Annotated in this window: 16 protein-coding genes; 12 read left to right on the top strand and 4 right to left on the bottom strand. The window is 72.1% G+C overall.

The genetic code is table 11. The features are described 5' to 3' along the window. Window positions 1-308: 308 nt before the first annotated feature. The 3 genes from ABD901_RS38790 to ABD901_RS38780 all read right to left on the bottom strand — a co-directional run bounded on the left by ABD901_RS38790 (window position 309) and on the right by ABD901_RS38780 (window position 3800). Window positions 309-791, bottom strand: coding sequence for a class I SAM-dependent methyltransferase (locus ABD901_RS38790; protein WP_345135079.1), 483 nt, complete (start codon window positions 789-791; stop codon window positions 309-311). A 437-nt stretch (window positions 792-1228) separates the two neighbouring features. Continuing rightward, complete coding sequence (gene katG, locus ABD901_RS38785; protein ID WP_380134819.1) at window positions 1229-3418, bottom strand: catalase/peroxidase HPI; 2190 nt, start codon at window positions 3416-3418, stop codon at window positions 1229-1231. Further along, window positions 3411-3800, bottom strand: coding sequence for a Fur family transcriptional regulator (locus ABD901_RS38780; protein ID WP_345135294.1), 390 nt, complete (start codon window positions 3798-3800; stop codon window positions 3411-3413). Before ABD901_RS38780 ends, katG begins: the two co-directional genes overlap by 8 nt. 135 nt (window positions 3801-3935) lie before the next feature. Between ABD901_RS38780 and ABD901_RS38775 the strand changes: the two genes are divergently transcribed. Together ABD901_RS38775 and ABD901_RS38770 are read left to right on the top strand one after the other, a co-directional pair. Then, complete coding sequence (locus ABD901_RS38775) at window positions 3936-4928, top strand: YndJ family protein (protein WP_345135075.1); 993 nt, start codon at window positions 3936-3938, stop codon at window positions 4926-4928. A 1337-nt stretch (window positions 4929-6265) separates the two neighbouring features. Beyond that, entirely contained in the window at window positions 6266-6703 is a 438-nt protein-coding gene (locus ABD901_RS38770; protein WP_345135073.1) for a DUF6158 family protein, read from the top strand. Here ABD901_RS38770 and ABD901_RS38765 read toward each other — a convergent pair. Further along, entirely contained in the window at window positions 6688-7164 is a 477-nt protein-coding gene (locus tag ABD901_RS38765) for a potassium channel family protein (protein ID WP_345135071.1), read from the bottom strand. The two genes, ABD901_RS38770 and ABD901_RS38765, sit on opposite strands and share 16 nt — an antisense overlap. A gap of 120 nt (window positions 7165-7284) precedes the next feature. On the opposite strand from ABD901_RS38765, the gene ABD901_RS38760 reads away from it, so the two are divergent. From ABD901_RS38760 to ABD901_RS38715, 10 genes are all read left to right on the top strand, one after another. Next, on the top strand, window positions 7285-9333 hold the full coding sequence (locus tag ABD901_RS38760; RefSeq protein ID WP_345135069.1) for an MMPL family transporter: 2049 nt from the start codon (window positions 7285-7287) through the stop codon (window positions 9331-9333). A gap of 154 nt (window positions 9334-9487) precedes the next feature. Next, entirely contained in the window at window positions 9488-11143 is a 1656-nt protein-coding gene (locus tag ABD901_RS38755) for a glycoside hydrolase family 71/99-like protein (RefSeq protein WP_345135067.1), read from the top strand. 100 nt (window positions 11144-11243) lie between these two features. After that, entirely contained in the window at window positions 11244-11657 is a 414-nt protein-coding gene (locus tag ABD901_RS38750; RefSeq protein WP_345135065.1) for a YciI family protein, read from the top strand. Between the two features lie 75 nt (window positions 11658-11732). After that, the gene (locus ABD901_RS38745; protein ID WP_345135063.1) at window positions 11733-12962 is read left to right on the top strand and encodes an RNA polymerase sigma factor; all 1230 of its coding nucleotides are present in this window, start codon (window positions 11733-11735) and stop codon (window positions 12960-12962) included. 223 nt (window positions 12963-13185) lie between these two features. Then, window positions 13186-13875 (top strand): hypothetical protein, encoded by a 690-nt coding sequence (locus ABD901_RS38740; protein ID WP_345135061.1) that lies wholly within the window; start codon window positions 13186-13188, stop codon window positions 13873-13875. A gap of 201 nt (window positions 13876-14076) precedes the next feature. Further along, entirely contained in the window at window positions 14077-14223 is a 147-nt protein-coding gene (locus ABD901_RS38735; RefSeq protein ID WP_345135059.1) for a hypothetical protein, read from the top strand. 17 nt (window positions 14224-14240) lie between these two features. After that, window positions 14241-14525: a putative quinol monooxygenase gene (locus ABD901_RS38730; protein ID WP_345135057.1), complete on the top strand. Its 285-nt coding sequence runs from the start codon at window positions 14241-14243 to the stop codon at window positions 14523-14525. A gap of 67 nt (window positions 14526-14592) precedes the next feature. Continuing rightward, window positions 14593-15474, top strand: coding sequence for a UbiA prenyltransferase family protein (locus tag ABD901_RS38725; RefSeq protein ID WP_345135056.1), 882 nt, complete (start codon window positions 14593-14595; stop codon window positions 15472-15474). A gap of 56 nt (window positions 15475-15530) precedes the next feature. Beyond that, entirely contained in the window at window positions 15531-15884 is a 354-nt protein-coding gene (locus ABD901_RS38720) for an ArsR/SmtB family transcription factor (RefSeq protein ID WP_345135055.1), read from the top strand. A gap of 1 nt (window position 15885) precedes the next feature. Further along, a complete protein-coding gene (locus tag ABD901_RS38715; RefSeq protein ID WP_345135054.1) occupies window positions 15886-16524 on the top strand; it encodes an SRPBCC family protein in 639 nt (212 codons plus the stop codon). Window positions 16525-16647 lie beyond the last annotated feature (123 nt).

The raw sequence follows: 16647 nt of genomic DNA, 5'->3' as shown, positions 1-16647 counted from the left end.
TCCTTGCTTCATGCATGTTCCGTGCATGTTTCTGCTGTTGCGCATGGTGTGTTTGCCGGGCCGGCCGGCATCGCCGGAGGGGTGTCGACCCAGCAGTGGTGCAGATCGTACTGGCGAGTAGGGGTTACGGAGAGTCTCGATTCGGCCGCGAAAAAAAATTCTGGAACGAGTGCGTTCCAGAATTTTGTACCCTGGGCCGGGTGGATGGTCGTCGATGAGACCCGCCCGGTGCGCGGCGCCGGCGGCTTCGCGCCGGTCCGATCCGCCTGCTCATCGGCATCGGCATGGCAGCTGCCGGCGGCCTGCTGTCAGTGGGCTACTGTGCCGATGACGCAAGTGAGCAGACGCTCTCGGCCGTGCGGCACGATCCTTCGCACGGTGTCGAACCCGTGTGCCTGGAGCACGCGTTCGGTTGCCGCGAGGTTCGCCATGGTGCTTGCCGACCGGGGGCGTTCGCCGAATACGAAGAGTTCGCCGCCCGGCTTCAGGATGCTACGCATTCGATCGATCTGCGGCGTCGCGGCATCCAGCCAGAACAGGTTGACGTTCACCGCGAATATCTTGGTGAGGTGATCGGCCGGAAATTCGGCGGACTCGAACCCGGTGCATCGGACTTCGACCCTGCCGGCGCGGATGTGACGTTCATTGTGCTCGGACGTGATTCGCGCCATCGTCGCCGACCGGTCAATCGCGAAGATCTTGCCGGTAGTGAGGCGTTCGGCGACGAGCGAGACGGCCACTCCTCGACCGCTCCCGATTTCCAGCACCAGATCGCCGGGTGCGATGTCCATCGTCTCTACCACCCACCGCTGCCGGCGTGTGGCCGAATTCCACTGCGTCGGTCGATGCCGCGGTGGCCCGCTACCAACGTCGGCAAGACTCGTATCCCGCATCGGCGATACGCATCTCATATCGTCACCGAGCCGGTCCGATGCCGCCGGGGAATTTTCCCTTCGAGGCCGGTGATCAACCAGGTCCCCATGAGCGTCCCTCCTGCAACTCGAGCCGCACTTCGTCGGCACAGGCACCAGAACGTGACATCTCCATCACACTGCGATGATCTCCGCCTCATCGCGCGCCCATTCGGCGAACTGGGTGTACCCGATCCGTCGGCAGAACGCGTCGAACCGTCCGAGGTTCATCCCGCCCGCACACACCATCGCCGTAGAAGACGGCACCGTGCGGTCCCCGGGGAGGGACCGCACGGTGCCGGGTGGTGTCGGGACGGTCAGGCCACGTCGAAGCGGTCCAGGTCCATGACCTTCGTCCACGCCGCCACGAAGTCCGTCACGAACTTCTCCTGGGCGTCGTCCGAGGCGTAGACCTCGGCCAGGGCGCGCAGGATCGAGTTGGAGCCGAAGACCAGGTCGGCGCGGGTGCCGGTCCAGCGGACCGTGCCGGCCGCGTCGCGGGACTCGAACGTCTCCTGGTCCTCCGACGTCGACTTCCACGCGCTGGCGAAGTCGAGGAGGTTGACGAAGAAGTCGTTCGTCAGGACGCCGGGGCGGGCGGTCAGCACGCCGTGGGTGGAGCCCTGCGCGTTCGCGCCGAGGACCCGCAGGCCGCCGACGAGGACGGTCAGCTCGGGGGCCGTGAGCGTGAGGAGCTGCGCCTTGTCGATGAGCAGCTGCTCGGTCGGGCGGGTCTGGCCCTTGCCGACGTAGTTGCGGAAACCGTCGGCGGTGGGCTCGAGGACGGCGAACGACTCCTCGTCGGTCTGGTCCTGCGCCGCGTCGGTACGGCCCGGCGTGAACGGCACGGTGACCGTCACGCCGCCGGCCGCGGCGGCCTGCTCGACCGCGGCGGCGCCGCCGAGGACGATCAGGTCGGCGAGGGAGACCTGCTTCGCGCCGGCCGAGGCGTTGAACTCCTGCTGGATGGACTCGAGCGCCGCCAGCACCTTGCGCAGCTGGTCGGGCTCGTTGACCTCCCACTGGTTCTGCGGCGCGAGGCGGATGCGGGCGCCGTTGGCGCCGCCGCGCTTGTCGGTGCCGCGGAACGTGGACGCCGAGGCCCAGGCCGTCGAGACGAGCTCGGCGGTGGTCAGGCCGGAGGCGAGGATGCGGGCCTTGAGGGCCGCGACGTCCTCAGCGCCGATGAGCTCGTGGGTGACCAGCGGCAGCGGGTCCTGCCAGATCTGCGGCTCGGCGGGGACCAGCGGGCCGAGGTACCGCGCGACCGGGCCCATGTCGCGGTGCGTGAGCTTGAACCAGGCCTTGGCGAACGCGTCCGCGAACTCCTGCGGGTTCTCGTAGAAGCGGCGCGAGATCTGCTCGTAGATCGGGTCCACGCGCAGGGCGAGGTCGGTCGTGAGCATCATCGGGGCGTGGCGCTTCGCCGGGTCGTGCGCGTCGGGGACCAGGTCGGCGGCGGCCGGGTCGGTCGGCTTCCACTGCTTCGCGCCGGCCGGGCTCTCGGTCTGGGTCCACTCGAAGCTGAACAGCGTCTCGAAGAACGTGTTGTCCCACTTGGTCGGGGTCGGCGTCCAGGCGCCCTCGAGGCCGCTGGTGATGGCGTCGCCGCCCTTGCCGGTGCCGTGGGTGCTCTTCCAGCCCAGGCCCTGCTCCTCGAGCGTGGCGCCCTCGGGCTCGGCGCCGACGTTGGCGGCCGGGCCGGCGCCGTGCGCCTTGCCGAAGGTGTGGCCGCCGGCGATGAGCGCGACGGTCTCCTCGTCGTTCATCGCCATGCGCCCGAAGGTCTCGCGGATGTCGCGGGCGGCGGCGAGGGCGTCCGGGTTGCCGTTCGGGCCCTCGGGGTTGACGTAGATGAGGCCCATCTGGACCGCGGCGAGCGGGTTGGAGAGCTTGCGGTCGCCGCTGTAGCGCTCGTCGCCGAGCCAGGTGCCCTCGCTGCCCCAGTTGACGACCTCCGGCTCCCAGACGTCCTCGCGGCCGCCGGCGAAGCCGTAGGTGCTGAAGCCCATGTCCTCGAGCGCGACGTTGCCGGCGAGGATCATGAGGTCGGCCCACGAGATCTTCTTGCCGTACTTCTTCTTGACCGGCCACAGCACCCGGCGGGCCTTGTCGAGGTTGCCGTTGTCCGGCCAGCTGTTGAGCGGGGCGAAGCGCTGCTGGCCGGCGCCGCCACCGCCGCGGCCGTCGCTGGTGCGGTAGGTGCCGGCGCTGTGCCAGGCCATGCGGATGAACAGCGGGCCGTAGTGGCCGTAGTCGGCCGGCCAGAAGTCCTGCGAGGTCGTCATGACCGCGGTGATGTCGGCCTTGACGGCGTCGAGGTCGAGGGTGTTGAACTCGGCGGCGTAGTCGAACCCGGCGCCCATGGGGTCGCCCTTGGGCGAGTTGTGGTGCAGGACGGAGACGTCCAGCTGGTTCGGCCACCAGTCCCGGTTCGACCGGGCGGCGTTCTCACTCACGTTTGCTCTCCTCGGGAAGGTTCCAACGGACCGGAAAGAGTCAGGCACAGGTGGGGCAGACGCCCCAGTACACGACCTCGGCCTCGTCGATGACGTAGCCGTGGTCGTGCGAGGCGATGAGGCAGGGCGCGTCGCCGACGGCGCACTCGACGTCGGCGATGTCCCCGCAGCGGCGGCACACCACGTGGTGGTGGTTGTCGCCGACGCGGGTCTCGTATCGGGTGGGGGAGCCGGCGGGCTCGATGCGCCGCAGCAGGCCGGCGTTGCTCAGCGCGCGGAGCACGTCGTACACCGCCTGGGTGGACACCTCGCCGAGCTCCGCGCGCACGTGCCGCGCGATCGTGTCGGCGTCGGCGTGCGGGTGCCCGTGCACCGCGGCGAGGACCGCCAGCCGGGGCCGCGTGACTCGCAGGGCGGCCCCGCGCAGCATGGGTTCCGCATCGAACGTAGCGCGCACGGGGAAGAGTCTGTCCCCCTTTTCTGGAGTAAGTCAAGAAAATCTTCTGGAGTCACTCAAAATTAATCTGCCACTTGAACGCGTTCAAGTTGCTAGCTTACGCTCGACTTGAACACGTTCAAGGAGGGGTGGAGCATGCGGCTCGCGGACTGGGCGCACGTGCTGCTCAACGCGCTGATCGGCGTTGGGATGCTGCTCGTGGTACCACTGGGACTGGATCTTGTGGATGGTGCCTGGACGGCCCGGCGCCGCCTGGCCTGGCTCGCGGCGGCCACGGCCGGAGCGTTGTCGCTGTGGCTACCCCGCGGCGGCCCGGCGGTCGCGCTGGCGGCGGCCTACCTGCTCGCGGCCGGGTGGCTGGCCGCCGGCATCCCGGCCCGCCTGTGGCCGCCGCGCCGGATCACCCCGGCCGGCCTCGCGGTCTGCACCGCGCTCGCCTCACCGTCGATCGCGGCGAGCGCGCTGGTCGCCGAGCGGGCCGGCTACCGGCTCTTCGGCTTCCCCCTCGACGTGCTCGGCCTGACCGTCGCCCACTTCCACTACGCCGGGTTCACCGCCGCGCTGGTCGCCGGCCTGGTCTGCCGCCTGGACCCGGCCCGCCGCGCCGGACAGCTGGCCGCCCTCGCGGTCCCGGCCGGCACCGCGCTGGTCCTGGCCGGCTTCTTCGCGGGGGACTGGGTGCAGCTGGCGGGTGCCGCGGTGCTCACAGCCGGCATGTGGATCACCGGCTGGCTGACCCTGCGCGAGGCCGCGCCCGCGGCGGCCGGCCGCATGACCCGGGCGCTGCTGGTCACCTCGGCGCTGGTGCTCGTCGCGACGATGCTGCTCGCCCTCGACTGGGCCGCCGGCCGCGCGACCGGCCTGCCGCACCTGTCCGCTTCCTGGATGGTGGCCACGCACGGCGCCGCCAACGCGCTGGGCTTCGCGCTCACCGCCGTCCTGGCCTGGCGGACCCTAGCGGCCCAGGGCCCGGCCCGCGCCGGCGACGACGGTGGTCGCCAGGATCCAGCCCGCCGCCATGACGAGGACGGCGACCGCCTTGTCCGCGCCCACCGGATCCCAGGCGCGCTCGTGCCCGAGGTCCACCAGCGGCACGAGTAGGTCCAGCGTGTACAGGATCGGGTCCCACGTCGGCGCCTCGCCCACCTTCACCGCGCGCAGCGGCCCGCTCCACGCGAACCACCCGCTGCCCGCGCCGAGCACGCCGACCAGCCACAGCAACGCCCGCGCCGGCCGATACCCGAAGCCGATCGTCGCGTCCTGCACCGCGCCCCACACCGCGCCGAGGCGCCCCATCGCGCGGTGGCGCAGCCGCTCGCGCACCCGCAGCACCTCGCGGGCCTCCTGTTCCCGGCCGTCGCGCCGCAGCGCGGCGGCCAGCTGGTCGTAGGCGCCGGGCGCGAACCCCGTGCCGTAGCGGGCCATCCACGCCAGGCGCTCGCGGGCCGTCCAGGCGGTGGTGTCGCCCGAGCGGCGGCTGATCCGGTCGTACGCCAGCCCGGCCAGCTCCACCGTGCCGCCCTCCGGCCACCCGGCGGGGTCGTCGACGAAGCGGCCGACGTGCGCGTCGCGCAGCGAGACGATGCCCGCCGACGAGGGGTCCAGGCGCAGGGTCAGCATCGCGGTCTGCGCCTCGATGAGCAGCAGCGCGTACCCGTCCGGGTGCCGCAGCCGGCTGCGCGACAGCGTGATCGCGGCCTCGGCCCGCACGCCGATGAGCATGACGGTGCCCTCGGCGTCGAGCTCGTGCAACCACAGCCCGCCGCCGACCGTGACGCCGTTCGCCCCGATCGCCGGGCCGTCGCCCGATGCGCGGACGGTGGCCTGCGCGATGTTGAGGTCGCCGCTGATGCGGGCGCCGTCGAGGCGCACCCCGGCGGCGTACGAGGCGCCGTGCCCGAGCTTCGCGTCGCCCTCGACCACGGCCCGCTGCAGGTTGACCGCGGCCCCGAACGCCGTGCCGGTGACGTCGAAGCCGCCGCCGGCACGGGCATGGTGGAACCACGCCTCGCCGGCCACCCGGGCGCCGCGCAGGCCGAAGAACCGCCGTGCGTGCAGCGACTCGGCATCCAGGGCCGGCAGCTCGCTGCCGTCCAGGTTCACCGAGCCGAGCTCGGCGTGGTCGAGCACCAGCGGCTCCGCGAAGACGCACCGGCGCAGCCGCAGCGGGGCGTCCAGGCGGGCGCCGGTGAGGTCGAGCCGGCCGGTGACGCGGGCCCCGGCGAGGTCGACGCGGGCGATGCGGCCGGGCCGCGGCGGCGGTCCGGCGAGCAGCAGCTCGGCGATCACCGCGGCACGCACCGGGGCGCCGGCCAGGTCGAGGGGCGCACCGGAGCGGAACGCGGCCCGCAGCGCCCGCTCGGCCCGGCTCAACATACGGCGATCTATACCATGAAATCGCGCGTGTCGCGGGGCCGCCACGGGGTACCCGGACACTTATGCGCGACATCGAGGGGCTGCTGGACGACGTGTACGCCGGCCAGGGCCGGGTCAGCCGCAGCGAGATCTACCGCCGGGCGGTCGCGATGAACCTGCCGGCCGAGGTGGTGACGGTCCTGGAGTCGCTGCCCGAGGGCGAGTACGCGCAGGAGGAGGCCGGCGAGGCCCTTGCACAGCTGCGCGAACGCCGCGTGGTGCCGGCCGACGAGGCGATGGGGGTGCCGGCCACCTCGCTGTCGAGTGCGGACCTGAGCCGCGAGCTGCGCCACCTGCACGCCACCCGCGACGACGCGCTGCGCCACGCGTCGTCGCGCGCCCTGGCCACCCACGACGAGCGCACGGCGGAGCTGGAGGCGGAGTACCTGCGCCGCTTCCCGGACCGCGAGGTCGACCCGCGCCGCCTGCGCCCGGGTGCCCGCGCTCAGTCGGCGGTGTGAGGCCCGGCCCGCCGGGCGGCGGCCACGAGGAGGCGGGCGAACAGGCCGACGTACAGCACGTCGGCCAGCATCTGCGTGAGCACCATCAGCTGGGCGGGCTCCGTCCTGGGAGCGATGTCGCCGAAGCCGACGGTGGTGAAGACCGTCATCGCGAAGTACAGCCCGGCGACGTGCGTCAGCGACTGGTGGAAGTGCTCCGGGCTGCGGTTGGCCAGCCACACGTAGGCGCCGGCGAACGGCAGGATCAGCATGGGGAACGAGCTGATCAGGATGCCCAGGGCCCGCAGCCGCGGGTGCTCGGCCCCCATCAGCGCCCGTAGCTCCCACATCACCAGCACGAGCACCAGCAGCACCGCCGCCATCAGCACGAGCAGGCCGCCGGTGGACAGCGGGTTGTCCAGCGGGGCGGCGAGGTACAGGGCGAGCAGGCCGGCGTCGACGAGTATCGGCACCAGGAGCACGCCGCCACTGTGCCTGGCGGCGGGGGTGGGCCGCCTCACTCTCAGGAGGTAGGGGTCCTCGGGGTTTCCCCGCTCCTGTCGGCGATGTGCGCGCGGGTGCCGCGCCGAGAGCATCGATGCATGTTGCGACTTCTCACACATGTGGCGCTGCGCAGGCCGGTGCTCGTCATCGTCTTCTGGGTCGCCGTCGTCGGGCTCGGGTTCGGCTTCGGCGGCGGGGTGTTCGCGAAACTGACCGCGCAGGTGGCCACGGTGCCCGGCAGCGAGAACGAGCGCGCGCTCGCGCTGCGCGACGCCGCCGCCGGCCCGCAGGGCGGCCACCTCACCGTGGTGGGCGTCGGCGCGACGGTCCTCGGCCCGGCCCTCGCCCAGGCCCGCACCATGCCCGGCGTCGCCGAGATCGGCGAGCCGCTGCGCAGCGACGACGGCGCCGCCGTCCTCGTCGACATCACCCTCGCGCCCGGTGCGAGCGACGAGCAGGCCGGCGCCGTCGCCCGGCACATCCGCGCGGCAGGCGCCGGGGTGAGCGTGGCCGGCGGGCCGCTCACCGACCTGGAGTTCGGCATGCAGGCCCAGTCCGACGTGCAGCGCGCCGAGATGGTCACGCTGCCGGTGGTGCTCGTGCTGCTCGTGGTGGTGTTCGGCGGCCTCGTGGCGGGCGTGATGCCGCTGATCGTGGCGGTCGCCGGCACCGGGGCGACGTTCGGCATCCTGTACCTCGGCAGCTTCGCCACCGACATCAGCGTCTACGCCATCCAGGTCGCCACCATGCTGAGCATGGGCCTGGCGGTTGACTACGGGCTGCTGCTCATCAGCCGGTACCGCACCGAGCTCGCGGAGACCGGCGAGCGCGACGAGGCGCTGCGCCGGGCGGTGGCGCGGGCCGCGCGCACGATCGCCGTCACCGGCCTGACCGTCGCCGCGAGCCTGCTCGGCCTGACCGTGTTCCCCGACGCGTTCCTGCGCTCGATGGGCCTGGCCGGCGCCGGTGTGGTGGTCGTCGACATGCTCGCCGTGCTCACCCTGCTGCCGGCGGTGCTGCGCCTGGCCGGCCGGCGGATCAAGCCGGCTCCGGCCCGCGCCGTGAACGCCGGCGTCTTTGCCCGCCTGGCGTGGGCGGTGCAGCGCCGCCCGCTGCTCACCACCGTCGTCACTGCGGCCGCCGTCCTGGTCCTGGCGATTCCGTCGGTACACCTGCGGCTGGCCAACAGCGACGCCCGCGCCCTGCCAGGTTCGACGGAGACCCGCCGCCAGTACGACGCCCTCGCCGCGCACTTCCCGCAGCTGGTCGGCCCGGACGTGATCGCCGCCGTCGTGCGCTCGGGCGCCGCCGATCCGCGGACCGCGGCCTTCGCCGAGCGGGTGCGCGCGGTGCCGGGCGTGTCGGCCGTCGAGGTCGTGCCGGTCTCGGACGCCGTCAGCGTCGTGCGCGCCACGCCGGTGCACGAGCCGTGGACCGCGGCCGGGCGGGACACCCTGCAGGCGGTCCGGGACGTGCCGGCGCCGTTCGAGGTGCTCGTGGCCGGCGACGCGGCGCGGCTGGTCGACTACCGGGCGATGCTGCAGCGGTACGGGCCGTGGGCGGCGCTGGTCGTGCTCGTGGCGACGTTCGTGCTGCTGGCCGCGTTCACCCGCTCGGTGCTGCTGCCGGTCAAGGCGGTGCTCACCAGCCTGCTGAGCATCGCCGCGGCGTTCGGCGCGGTGGTGTGGGTGTTCCAGGACGGCCACCTCGCCGGCTGGTTCGGCAGCCGGGCCCTCGGCGCCGTCGACCTGACCGTCCCGGTGCTCGTCGCCGCGATCGCGTTCGGGCTGTCCGTGGACTACGAGGTGTTCCTGCTGGCCCGCATCCGGGAGCGGTACCTGCAGACCGGCGACGCCCGGGCCGCGGTCGCGGTCGGCCTGCAGCAGACGGGCCGGATCGTCACCTCGGCGGCGCTGCTGCTCGTGGTCGTGTTCGCCGGGTTCCTGGTCGGCGGGTTCGCACCCATCAAGGAGATCGGCCTGGGCCTGGTCGTCGCGATCGTGCTGGACGCCACCGTGGTGCGGATGCTGCTCGTGCCGGCGACGATGACGCTGCTCGGCCGCGCGAACTGGTGGCCCTCCCGGCCGCCCGTGATCACCGCCGGGGACGAGCAGATCCGATCTCTGGCCCCCGTATCGGCGCCTTAACGGGTCATTATTTCTTTGTTCGGTACCGAATCATCGGATGAAAAATGTTGACAAGACGCATCGACGTCGGCGAAATTCGTGAGGCAGACGACTTGCAGGTGCGATCGGCGCGCTCCTGTCCCGCCGCAACAAGGGATCCGCCGAAAGGAACCTCATGAGTCTCACCAGACGTCAGGTGCTTGCATCCGGGCTCGCCGCCACGGGCCTGGGTGCGGTCGGCTACCTCACCGTGGGCACGGCCGAGGCGGCCAGTGCCCCCGGTGACGTGGTCGGCAAGATCACTGTCGGGTATCAGGGCTGGTTCGCCTGCCCGGGCGACGGTGCGCCGATCAACCAGTGGTGGCACTGGAGCCAGAACGGTGGCCAGGCCCCGTCGCCGTCCAACACGACGATCGTGTCGTGGCCGGACGTGCGGGAGTTCACGAAGAAGTACACGACCGCCTACGCCAACCTCGGCAACGGCCAGCCCGCGCAGCTGTTCTCCTCCTACGACCAGCAGACCGTCGACACCCACTTCAAGTGGATGCGCGACTACGGCTGCGACACCGCCGCGCTGCAGCGGTTCAACCCGTTCGGCGGCGAGGGCCCGACCCGCGACGCCATGGCCGCGAAGGTCCGCTCCGCCGCGGAGACCTACGGGCGCAAGTTCTACATCATGTACGACGTCACCAGCTGGACGAACATGCAGTCGGAGCTCAAGACCGACTGGACCACCAAGATGTCGGCGTACACGTCCTCACCCGCCTACGCCCGCCAGAACGGCAAGCCCGTCGTATGCATCTGGGGCTTCGGCTTCAACGACCCGGGCCGCCCGTTCGCCCCGGCGCCGTGCCTGGACGTGATCAACTGGTTCAAGGCGCAGGGCTGCTACGTCATCGGCGGGGTGCCCACCTGGTGGCGCACCGGCGTGAACGACTCGCGGGCCGGGTTCCTGGACGTGTACCACGCCTTCAACATGATCTCGCCGTGGATGGTCGGGCGGACCGGGGACATCGCCGGCCTCGACTCCTACTACAACAACGTCAACGTCGGTGACCAGGCCGACTGCAACGCCCGGGGCATCGACTACCAGCCGTGCGTGATGCCCGGCGACCTGTCGGCCGGCGCCCGCGCGCACGGCGACTTCTACTGGCACCACATCTACAACATGACCCGGCTGGGCGCGCAGGGCTTGTACGTGTCGATGTTCGACGAGTTCAACGAGGGCAACCAGATCGCCAAGACCGCCGAGAACGCCTCCCAGCAGCCGACGAACTTCGGCCGCCCGGCGCTGGACGCCGACGGCGTCGCGTGCTCGTCCGACTACTACCTGCGCATCACCGCCGACGGCGGCAAGATGTTCAAGAAGCAGACCGCGCTGACCGCGACCCGCCCGACCCAGCCGATGGGCGGCACGACCTCGCCGCCGCCGCCGACCGGCGCGGTCTCGCTGCGCTCGCGGGCCAACAACCTGTTCGTCTCGGCCCGCGACGCAGGCGCCTCCTCGCTGCAGGCCTCCGGCGCCTCCGCCGGCGCGTGGGAGCTGTTCGACCGCGTCGACCTCGGCGGCGGCAACATCGCCCTGCGCGCCCGGATCAACAACCGCTACGTGTGCGCGGAGAACGCCGGCGCCGCCGCGCTCATCGCCAACCGCACCGCCGCCGGCCCGTGGGAGACGTTCCGGATCGTCAACAACGCCGACGGCACCGTCAGCCTCCTCGCGACCGTCAACAACCGCTACGTCTGCGCGGAGAACGCCGGCGCCGCACCGCTCATCGCCAACCGCACCGCCATCGGCCAGTGGGAGAAGTTCGACCTGGTCACGTCCTGACCCAAATTTTTGTTCGGCGCGGATGTCCGGACCCCACCCCGGGCACCGTCCACGGGTTGCGTGCGCCAAGCTGGGCGTAGCGAGACCGAGGAGCCGAGCCATGACGAAGTACCTGCTGTCGATCGACTACAACCCCGGCGTGATCGAGTCGCCGATGGAGGAGTGGAAGCCCGAGGACGTCAAGGCGCACATGGACTACTACGGCGCGCTCATCCAGGACCTGATCGACCGCGGCGAGCACGTCGACGGCATCGCCCTGACCAGCCCCGACGTGGCCAAGGTGGTGACCGCCGGCGCGGGCGCGCCGGTCGTGACGGACGGCCCGTTCGCCGAGTTCAAGGAGATGCTGGCCGGGTTCCAGATCGTCGACGTGGACAGCGAGGACCGGGCCGTGGAGATCGCCGTGGCACTGTCGCGGGTGCCCGGCCCCGGCGGCGTGCCGCAGGAGCAGCCGGTCAGCGTGCGTCGCATCATGACCGACGCCGACTTCGAGCTGCTCGTGCCCGGCCAGTGACGCCCGCTCCCCGGCCGCCGTGCGTCTGCGTAGCGTCGTGACCGACGCGGGCTCCGAGCGCCCCGTGCCCGGCCGATGACGGCTGCTCGTCCGGTCGAGGACCTGCTGCGCGAGCTGGCGCCGCAGGTCCTCGGGGCGCTCGTGCGCCGCTACGGCGACTTCACCGCCGCCGAGGACGCGGTCCAGGAGGCGCTGCTGGCCGCCGCTGTGCACTGGCCGGCCGGCGGCGTGCCCGACAACCCGCGCGGCTGGCTCGTCGTCACCGCCTCCCGCAAGCTCGTCGACCAGGCCCGCAGCGACCAGGCCCGCCGCCGGCGCGAGACCCTGGCCGCGGCGCAGGACGAGCCGCTGCACAAGGGCGTACTCTTCGGCGGCAGCCTGCCCATGGACCGCGACGACACGCTCACGCTGCTGTTCCTGTGCTGCCACCCGTCGCTCAGCCCAGCCTCGGCGATCGCACTGACCCTGCGCGCCGTCGGCGGCCTGAGCACCGCCGAGATCGCGCGCGCGTTCCTGGTCCCCGAGGCAACCATGACGCGGCGCATCACCAGGGCCAAGCAGACGATCAAGGACTCGTCGGCGCCGTTCCGCATGCCCGGCCCCGAAGAGCGACCGGCCCGTCTGCGGTCGGTGCTGCACGTGTTGTACCTCATGTTCAACGAGGGCTACGCGGCCAGCGGAGGCGCGGACGTCCACCGCGCCGACCTTTCCGGCGAGGCCATCCGCATCGCCCGGATGCTCAACGGCCTGACCCCCACCGACCCGGAGACCGCGGGCCTGCTGGCACTCATGCTGCTCACCGACGCCCGCCGTCCGGCCCGCGCCGGGCCCGACGGCCGGCTGGTGCCGCTCGACGAGCAGGACCGCACCCGCTGGGACAGGACCCTCATCGCCGACGGCACCGCGTTGCTGGACGCGGCGGTGCGAAGCGGTGCCATGGGCGAGTACCAGCTGCAGGCGGCGATCGCGGCCCTGCACGACCGCGCCGCCCGCGTCGAGGACACCGACTGGCCGCAGATCCTCGCCCTCTACGGCCTGCTCGAGCGCATGACCGGCAGCCCGGTCGTCGCGCTCAACCGGGCCGTGGCCGCGGCGATGGCGCACGGCCCGGAGGAGGGCCTGCGCCTGCTCGAGCCGGTCGCCGAGCGCCTCGGCGACCACCACCGCCTGCACGCGGTGCGCGCGCACCTGCTCGAGATGTCCGGCGACGCCGCGGGGGCCGCCGAGCACTACCGGGCCGCCGCCGCGCGCACCGCGAGCCTGCCCGAGAAGCGCTACCTCATCGAGCGCGCCGCCCGTTTGTAGTTTCCCCCGAGCTACCGCGACGCCCGCCGTGGTCCGGACCGTGACTCCCGGGCCACGCCATGCCCGCGGATAGTCGCGCTCAGCCTGGCGGCCTCACCTTCATGACTTTCGATCGACCCGGATTGCGCGCGACCTGACGTTGCGGGACAGCGGCGCGGCGCACACCCCGGTACGGTGGTCGCCGCATGAGCCGAGGAGCGTTCCGCGTGATCCAGGGGGATCGATGACCAACTCCAGCCAGACGGTCCCGGCGGGCAGCAAGCGCACACCATTGAGCAGGTGGCTCACGTTCGGCTCGGCGGCCGCCGGGATCGGGCTGCTGTTCCTCTGCTGCGGGTTCCAGGTCAGCGTGATCTCGCTCGTCCTGCTGCCCCTGGGCGCCGGCGCCCTCACCGTCGGAATCCTTGCCTCGCAGGGGAAACTCCGAGGAGCGGCGCCACTACGAATCGCGCTCGCCGGCCTTGCCGCGCTCGGCGCGATGCTGGTGCCGACGAGCATCGCCGGGTTCGTCATCCGTCACCTCGACCGCGGCGACTACCTGCGCTGGTACGGGACGCACGTGGAGGCGACCGTCGATACCAGGAAATGCGAATGGATCAACAAAGGCCGGCACGGAAACACCGACACCATGGGGTGCCGGGGTGTCACCTGGATCATCGACGGCCGTCAGCAGACCGGCTCGATGGAGATCAAGGGTGAGGACCACCCCGCGGCCGCCGGTGTTCCCGACGTCGTCAAGGTCACCGGGTACGCGCTGGACGACGCCGCGGTGACCGACCGGGACATCCGGACCGGATACCAGGCCGGGCGGCTCGGCGCCGTCCCGCTCTGGGCCGGCGGTGCCGGGCTGCTCCTGCTCGCCGCCGGATACGGTGGCGTTTCCGCCCTCGCCAAGCGCTCGACCGCACGCTAGGCCGTGTCTCGTGGATCAATGAACCGGAATGAGCCGTAGCGTCCTGTTGTTGGTCCGGGAGGCTGTGGCTGCCCGATTTGAGCTCACCAGCGCGCCGGGACGGGCCGCACCGGCCAGGACTGGGCCGCCGCGGGCGCCTCGGGCAAGTGCGGCCTCACCGGTACGCTCACGTCCTGCCTGGCCGAGATCAGCACCCCGCCGGTGGGCGGCGGCTGCGCGGACCTGCGCGCCACCGTCCAGGCCTGCGCGCCGCTGGCGCCCGTGCCCGGCAACCCGAACGCGGTCCGCGAGGCCGGGGCGGGCACCGCGCCGCAGCGGGCCGGCCTGCCCTTCTCCGGCGGTGCCTGACCTGGCAGAATAGGCCGGTGATCATCATCGCCGGCCGGCTCGACGTCGACCCGGCCGACCGCGACAGATACCTGGCCGCGGTCGCCGACGTCGCCGGCCTGGCCCGATCCGCCGCCGGCTGCCTCGACTTCGTCCAGGCCGCCGACCCGATCGAGCCGGGCCGGATCAACGTCTACGAGCGCTGGGAGTCCGACGAGGACCTGGCCCGCTTCCGCGCCTCCGGCGGGCCGATGCCCGACCTGCCGCCGCTGCGATCGGCCGCGGTCCAGCGCTTTAGCATCGCCGCCGTCGAGAGTTTGTGAGTCGACGCCGTCCCGTGTGTGGCGGCTCTCAGTGCGTGCACAGCGACGGCGGACGATGATGCAAAGTATGACGGGGGTGCTCGAACGTCCCACCGCATTGCTGATCGCCGTGTCCCGCCCGTGGTTCTGGCCGGTGTCGTGGGTCCCGGCCTACATGGGCACCGTCCTGGCCGGCCACGCCTGGCTCCCGGCCGCCGAGGACGCACCGCGCGCCGTGGTGGCGCTGCTGATCCTCGGCCCCCTGATCTGGGGCGCCGTGCTGGCCCAGAACGACCTGTACGACCTGCCGAGCGACCGCGACAACCCGCGCAAGGCCACCGCACCGCTCGTCACGGGTGCGGTCTCGGCAAAGCGCCTCCGCCTCTGGTACCGCCTGATCTCCCTGTCCGCCGTGGCGTTCGCGGTCTACGTGGGGCCGCTGTTCGTCCTCGGCGTGGCCGGCGTGCTGGCGCTCGGCTGGGCCTACAGCGTCCCGCCGCTGCGCCTGAAGACCCGCCCCGGCTGGGACGTCGCCGTCAACGCCCTGGTCGTCGGCGTGGTGTCCCCGGCCGCGGGCTGGGCGATCACGAGCCCGCCGTGGGACTTCCCGTGGGTGTTCGCGCTGATCGGCGTGCTCTTCGCCGCCGCGTTGTACGTCCCGACGACGGTCACGGACCTGGCGGCCGACGCCCTCGCGGGCTACACGACGTTCGCGGTCCGCTTCGGCCCACGGTTCGCACACCGCCTGGGCGTCGGGTTGTGGGCCGCCGCCCTGGCCGTCTCCGTCGCCTGCGCCGCCGCGGACTACCTGGTCCCGCGCTCGACGCTCGTCCCGCAGCTCATCATGGTCCCGGTCCTGCTCGCGTCGTACGCGGTGCTCACCCGCCGCCCGACCATCACGAGGATGGCCGTCGTGTCGATCCTGTTCGGCATCCCCACCATCGGCTTCGCCCTGGCGTACATCGGCTGACACCCCGGCTTATTTCAGCCTTGACTTATATAAGCCGACGGTGACATTCTCCTGGGGTGCACGCCTTTGACGTGCTCGGGGACCCCGTTCGACGGCGGATCCTCGAGCTGCTCGCCGATGGGGAGCTGACCGCGGGGGCCATCAGTGAGGTCGTCCGCGGGGAGTTCGGGATCTCCCAGCCGGCGGTCTCGCAGCACCTGCGGGTGCTGCGCGAGGCCGGGTTCACCACCGTCCGCGCCGACGGGACGCGGCGGCTCTACGCCGTCGACGCCTCGCCGCTGCAGGAGGTCGACGCGTGGCTGGAGCGGTTCCGCGGGTTCTGGGAGCAGCGGCTGGACGCCCTGGCGACCGAGCTCGCCCGCGGGCGGCGTGCACGGGACCAACGCCAACAGGATTCCGCGGGAGGATGACGTGATCGACATTGTCCGGGAACTCAACGCCGCCCATCGCGAGGTCGGCAACGCGCCAGTCGGTGGCGGGGACGGCCGGTCGCTGCTGCTGCGGCGCACCTACGACGCCCACATCGAGGACGTCTGGAGCGCCTGCACCGACGGCGAGCGGATCGCGCGGTGGCTGGCGCCGATCGAGGGGGACCTCCGGCTGGGCGGGCGATACCAGCTCAAGGGCAACGCCGGCGGCGAGATCCTCAAGTGTGAGCCGCCGCGGCTGCTCAAGGTGACGTGGGCCATGGGGGAGGGGATGGTCACCGAGGTCGAGGTGCGCCTGCGCAGCGACGGGGAGGAGCGGACCGTGCTCGAGCTCGAGCACGCCTCGCCCGCCGAGGTCGTCGACGAGCTGGTGCGCTCCTACGGTCCCGGCGGGACGATCGGGATCGGGTGCGGCTGGGACCTGGCGCTGCTCGGGCTCGAGCTCCACGTGCGCGGCGTCGAGGGCGACGTCGAGACGTGGCAGGACGCCCCCGACGTTCGCCGGTTCGCCACGCAGGCCTGCCACGCCTGGGGCGCCGTGGTGCAGCGCGCCTGGGGAACCAGCGATGCGGACATCGAGGCCGCGATCGCGTTCGCGGTCCAGCACTTCGACCCGCACTAGGGCATGTCTCCTGGATCTTGGTGGGATGATCCATACCATCCGGATTGTTACCCGCACGCCATGACTGCCCGATTCGAACTCACGGACGCCGAGTGGGACCTGCTGCGCCCGTTGCTGCCCGCT

Origin of the sequence: Dactylosporangium darangshiense (genome assembly GCF_039537565.1) — a bacterium.
GTDB lineage: Bacteria > Actinomycetota > Actinomycetes > Mycobacteriales > Micromonosporaceae > Dactylosporangium > Dactylosporangium darangshiense.
The sequence above is the reverse complement of the archived record's forward strand: the minus strand, read 5'-3'. Positions and strand labels throughout refer to the sequence as shown.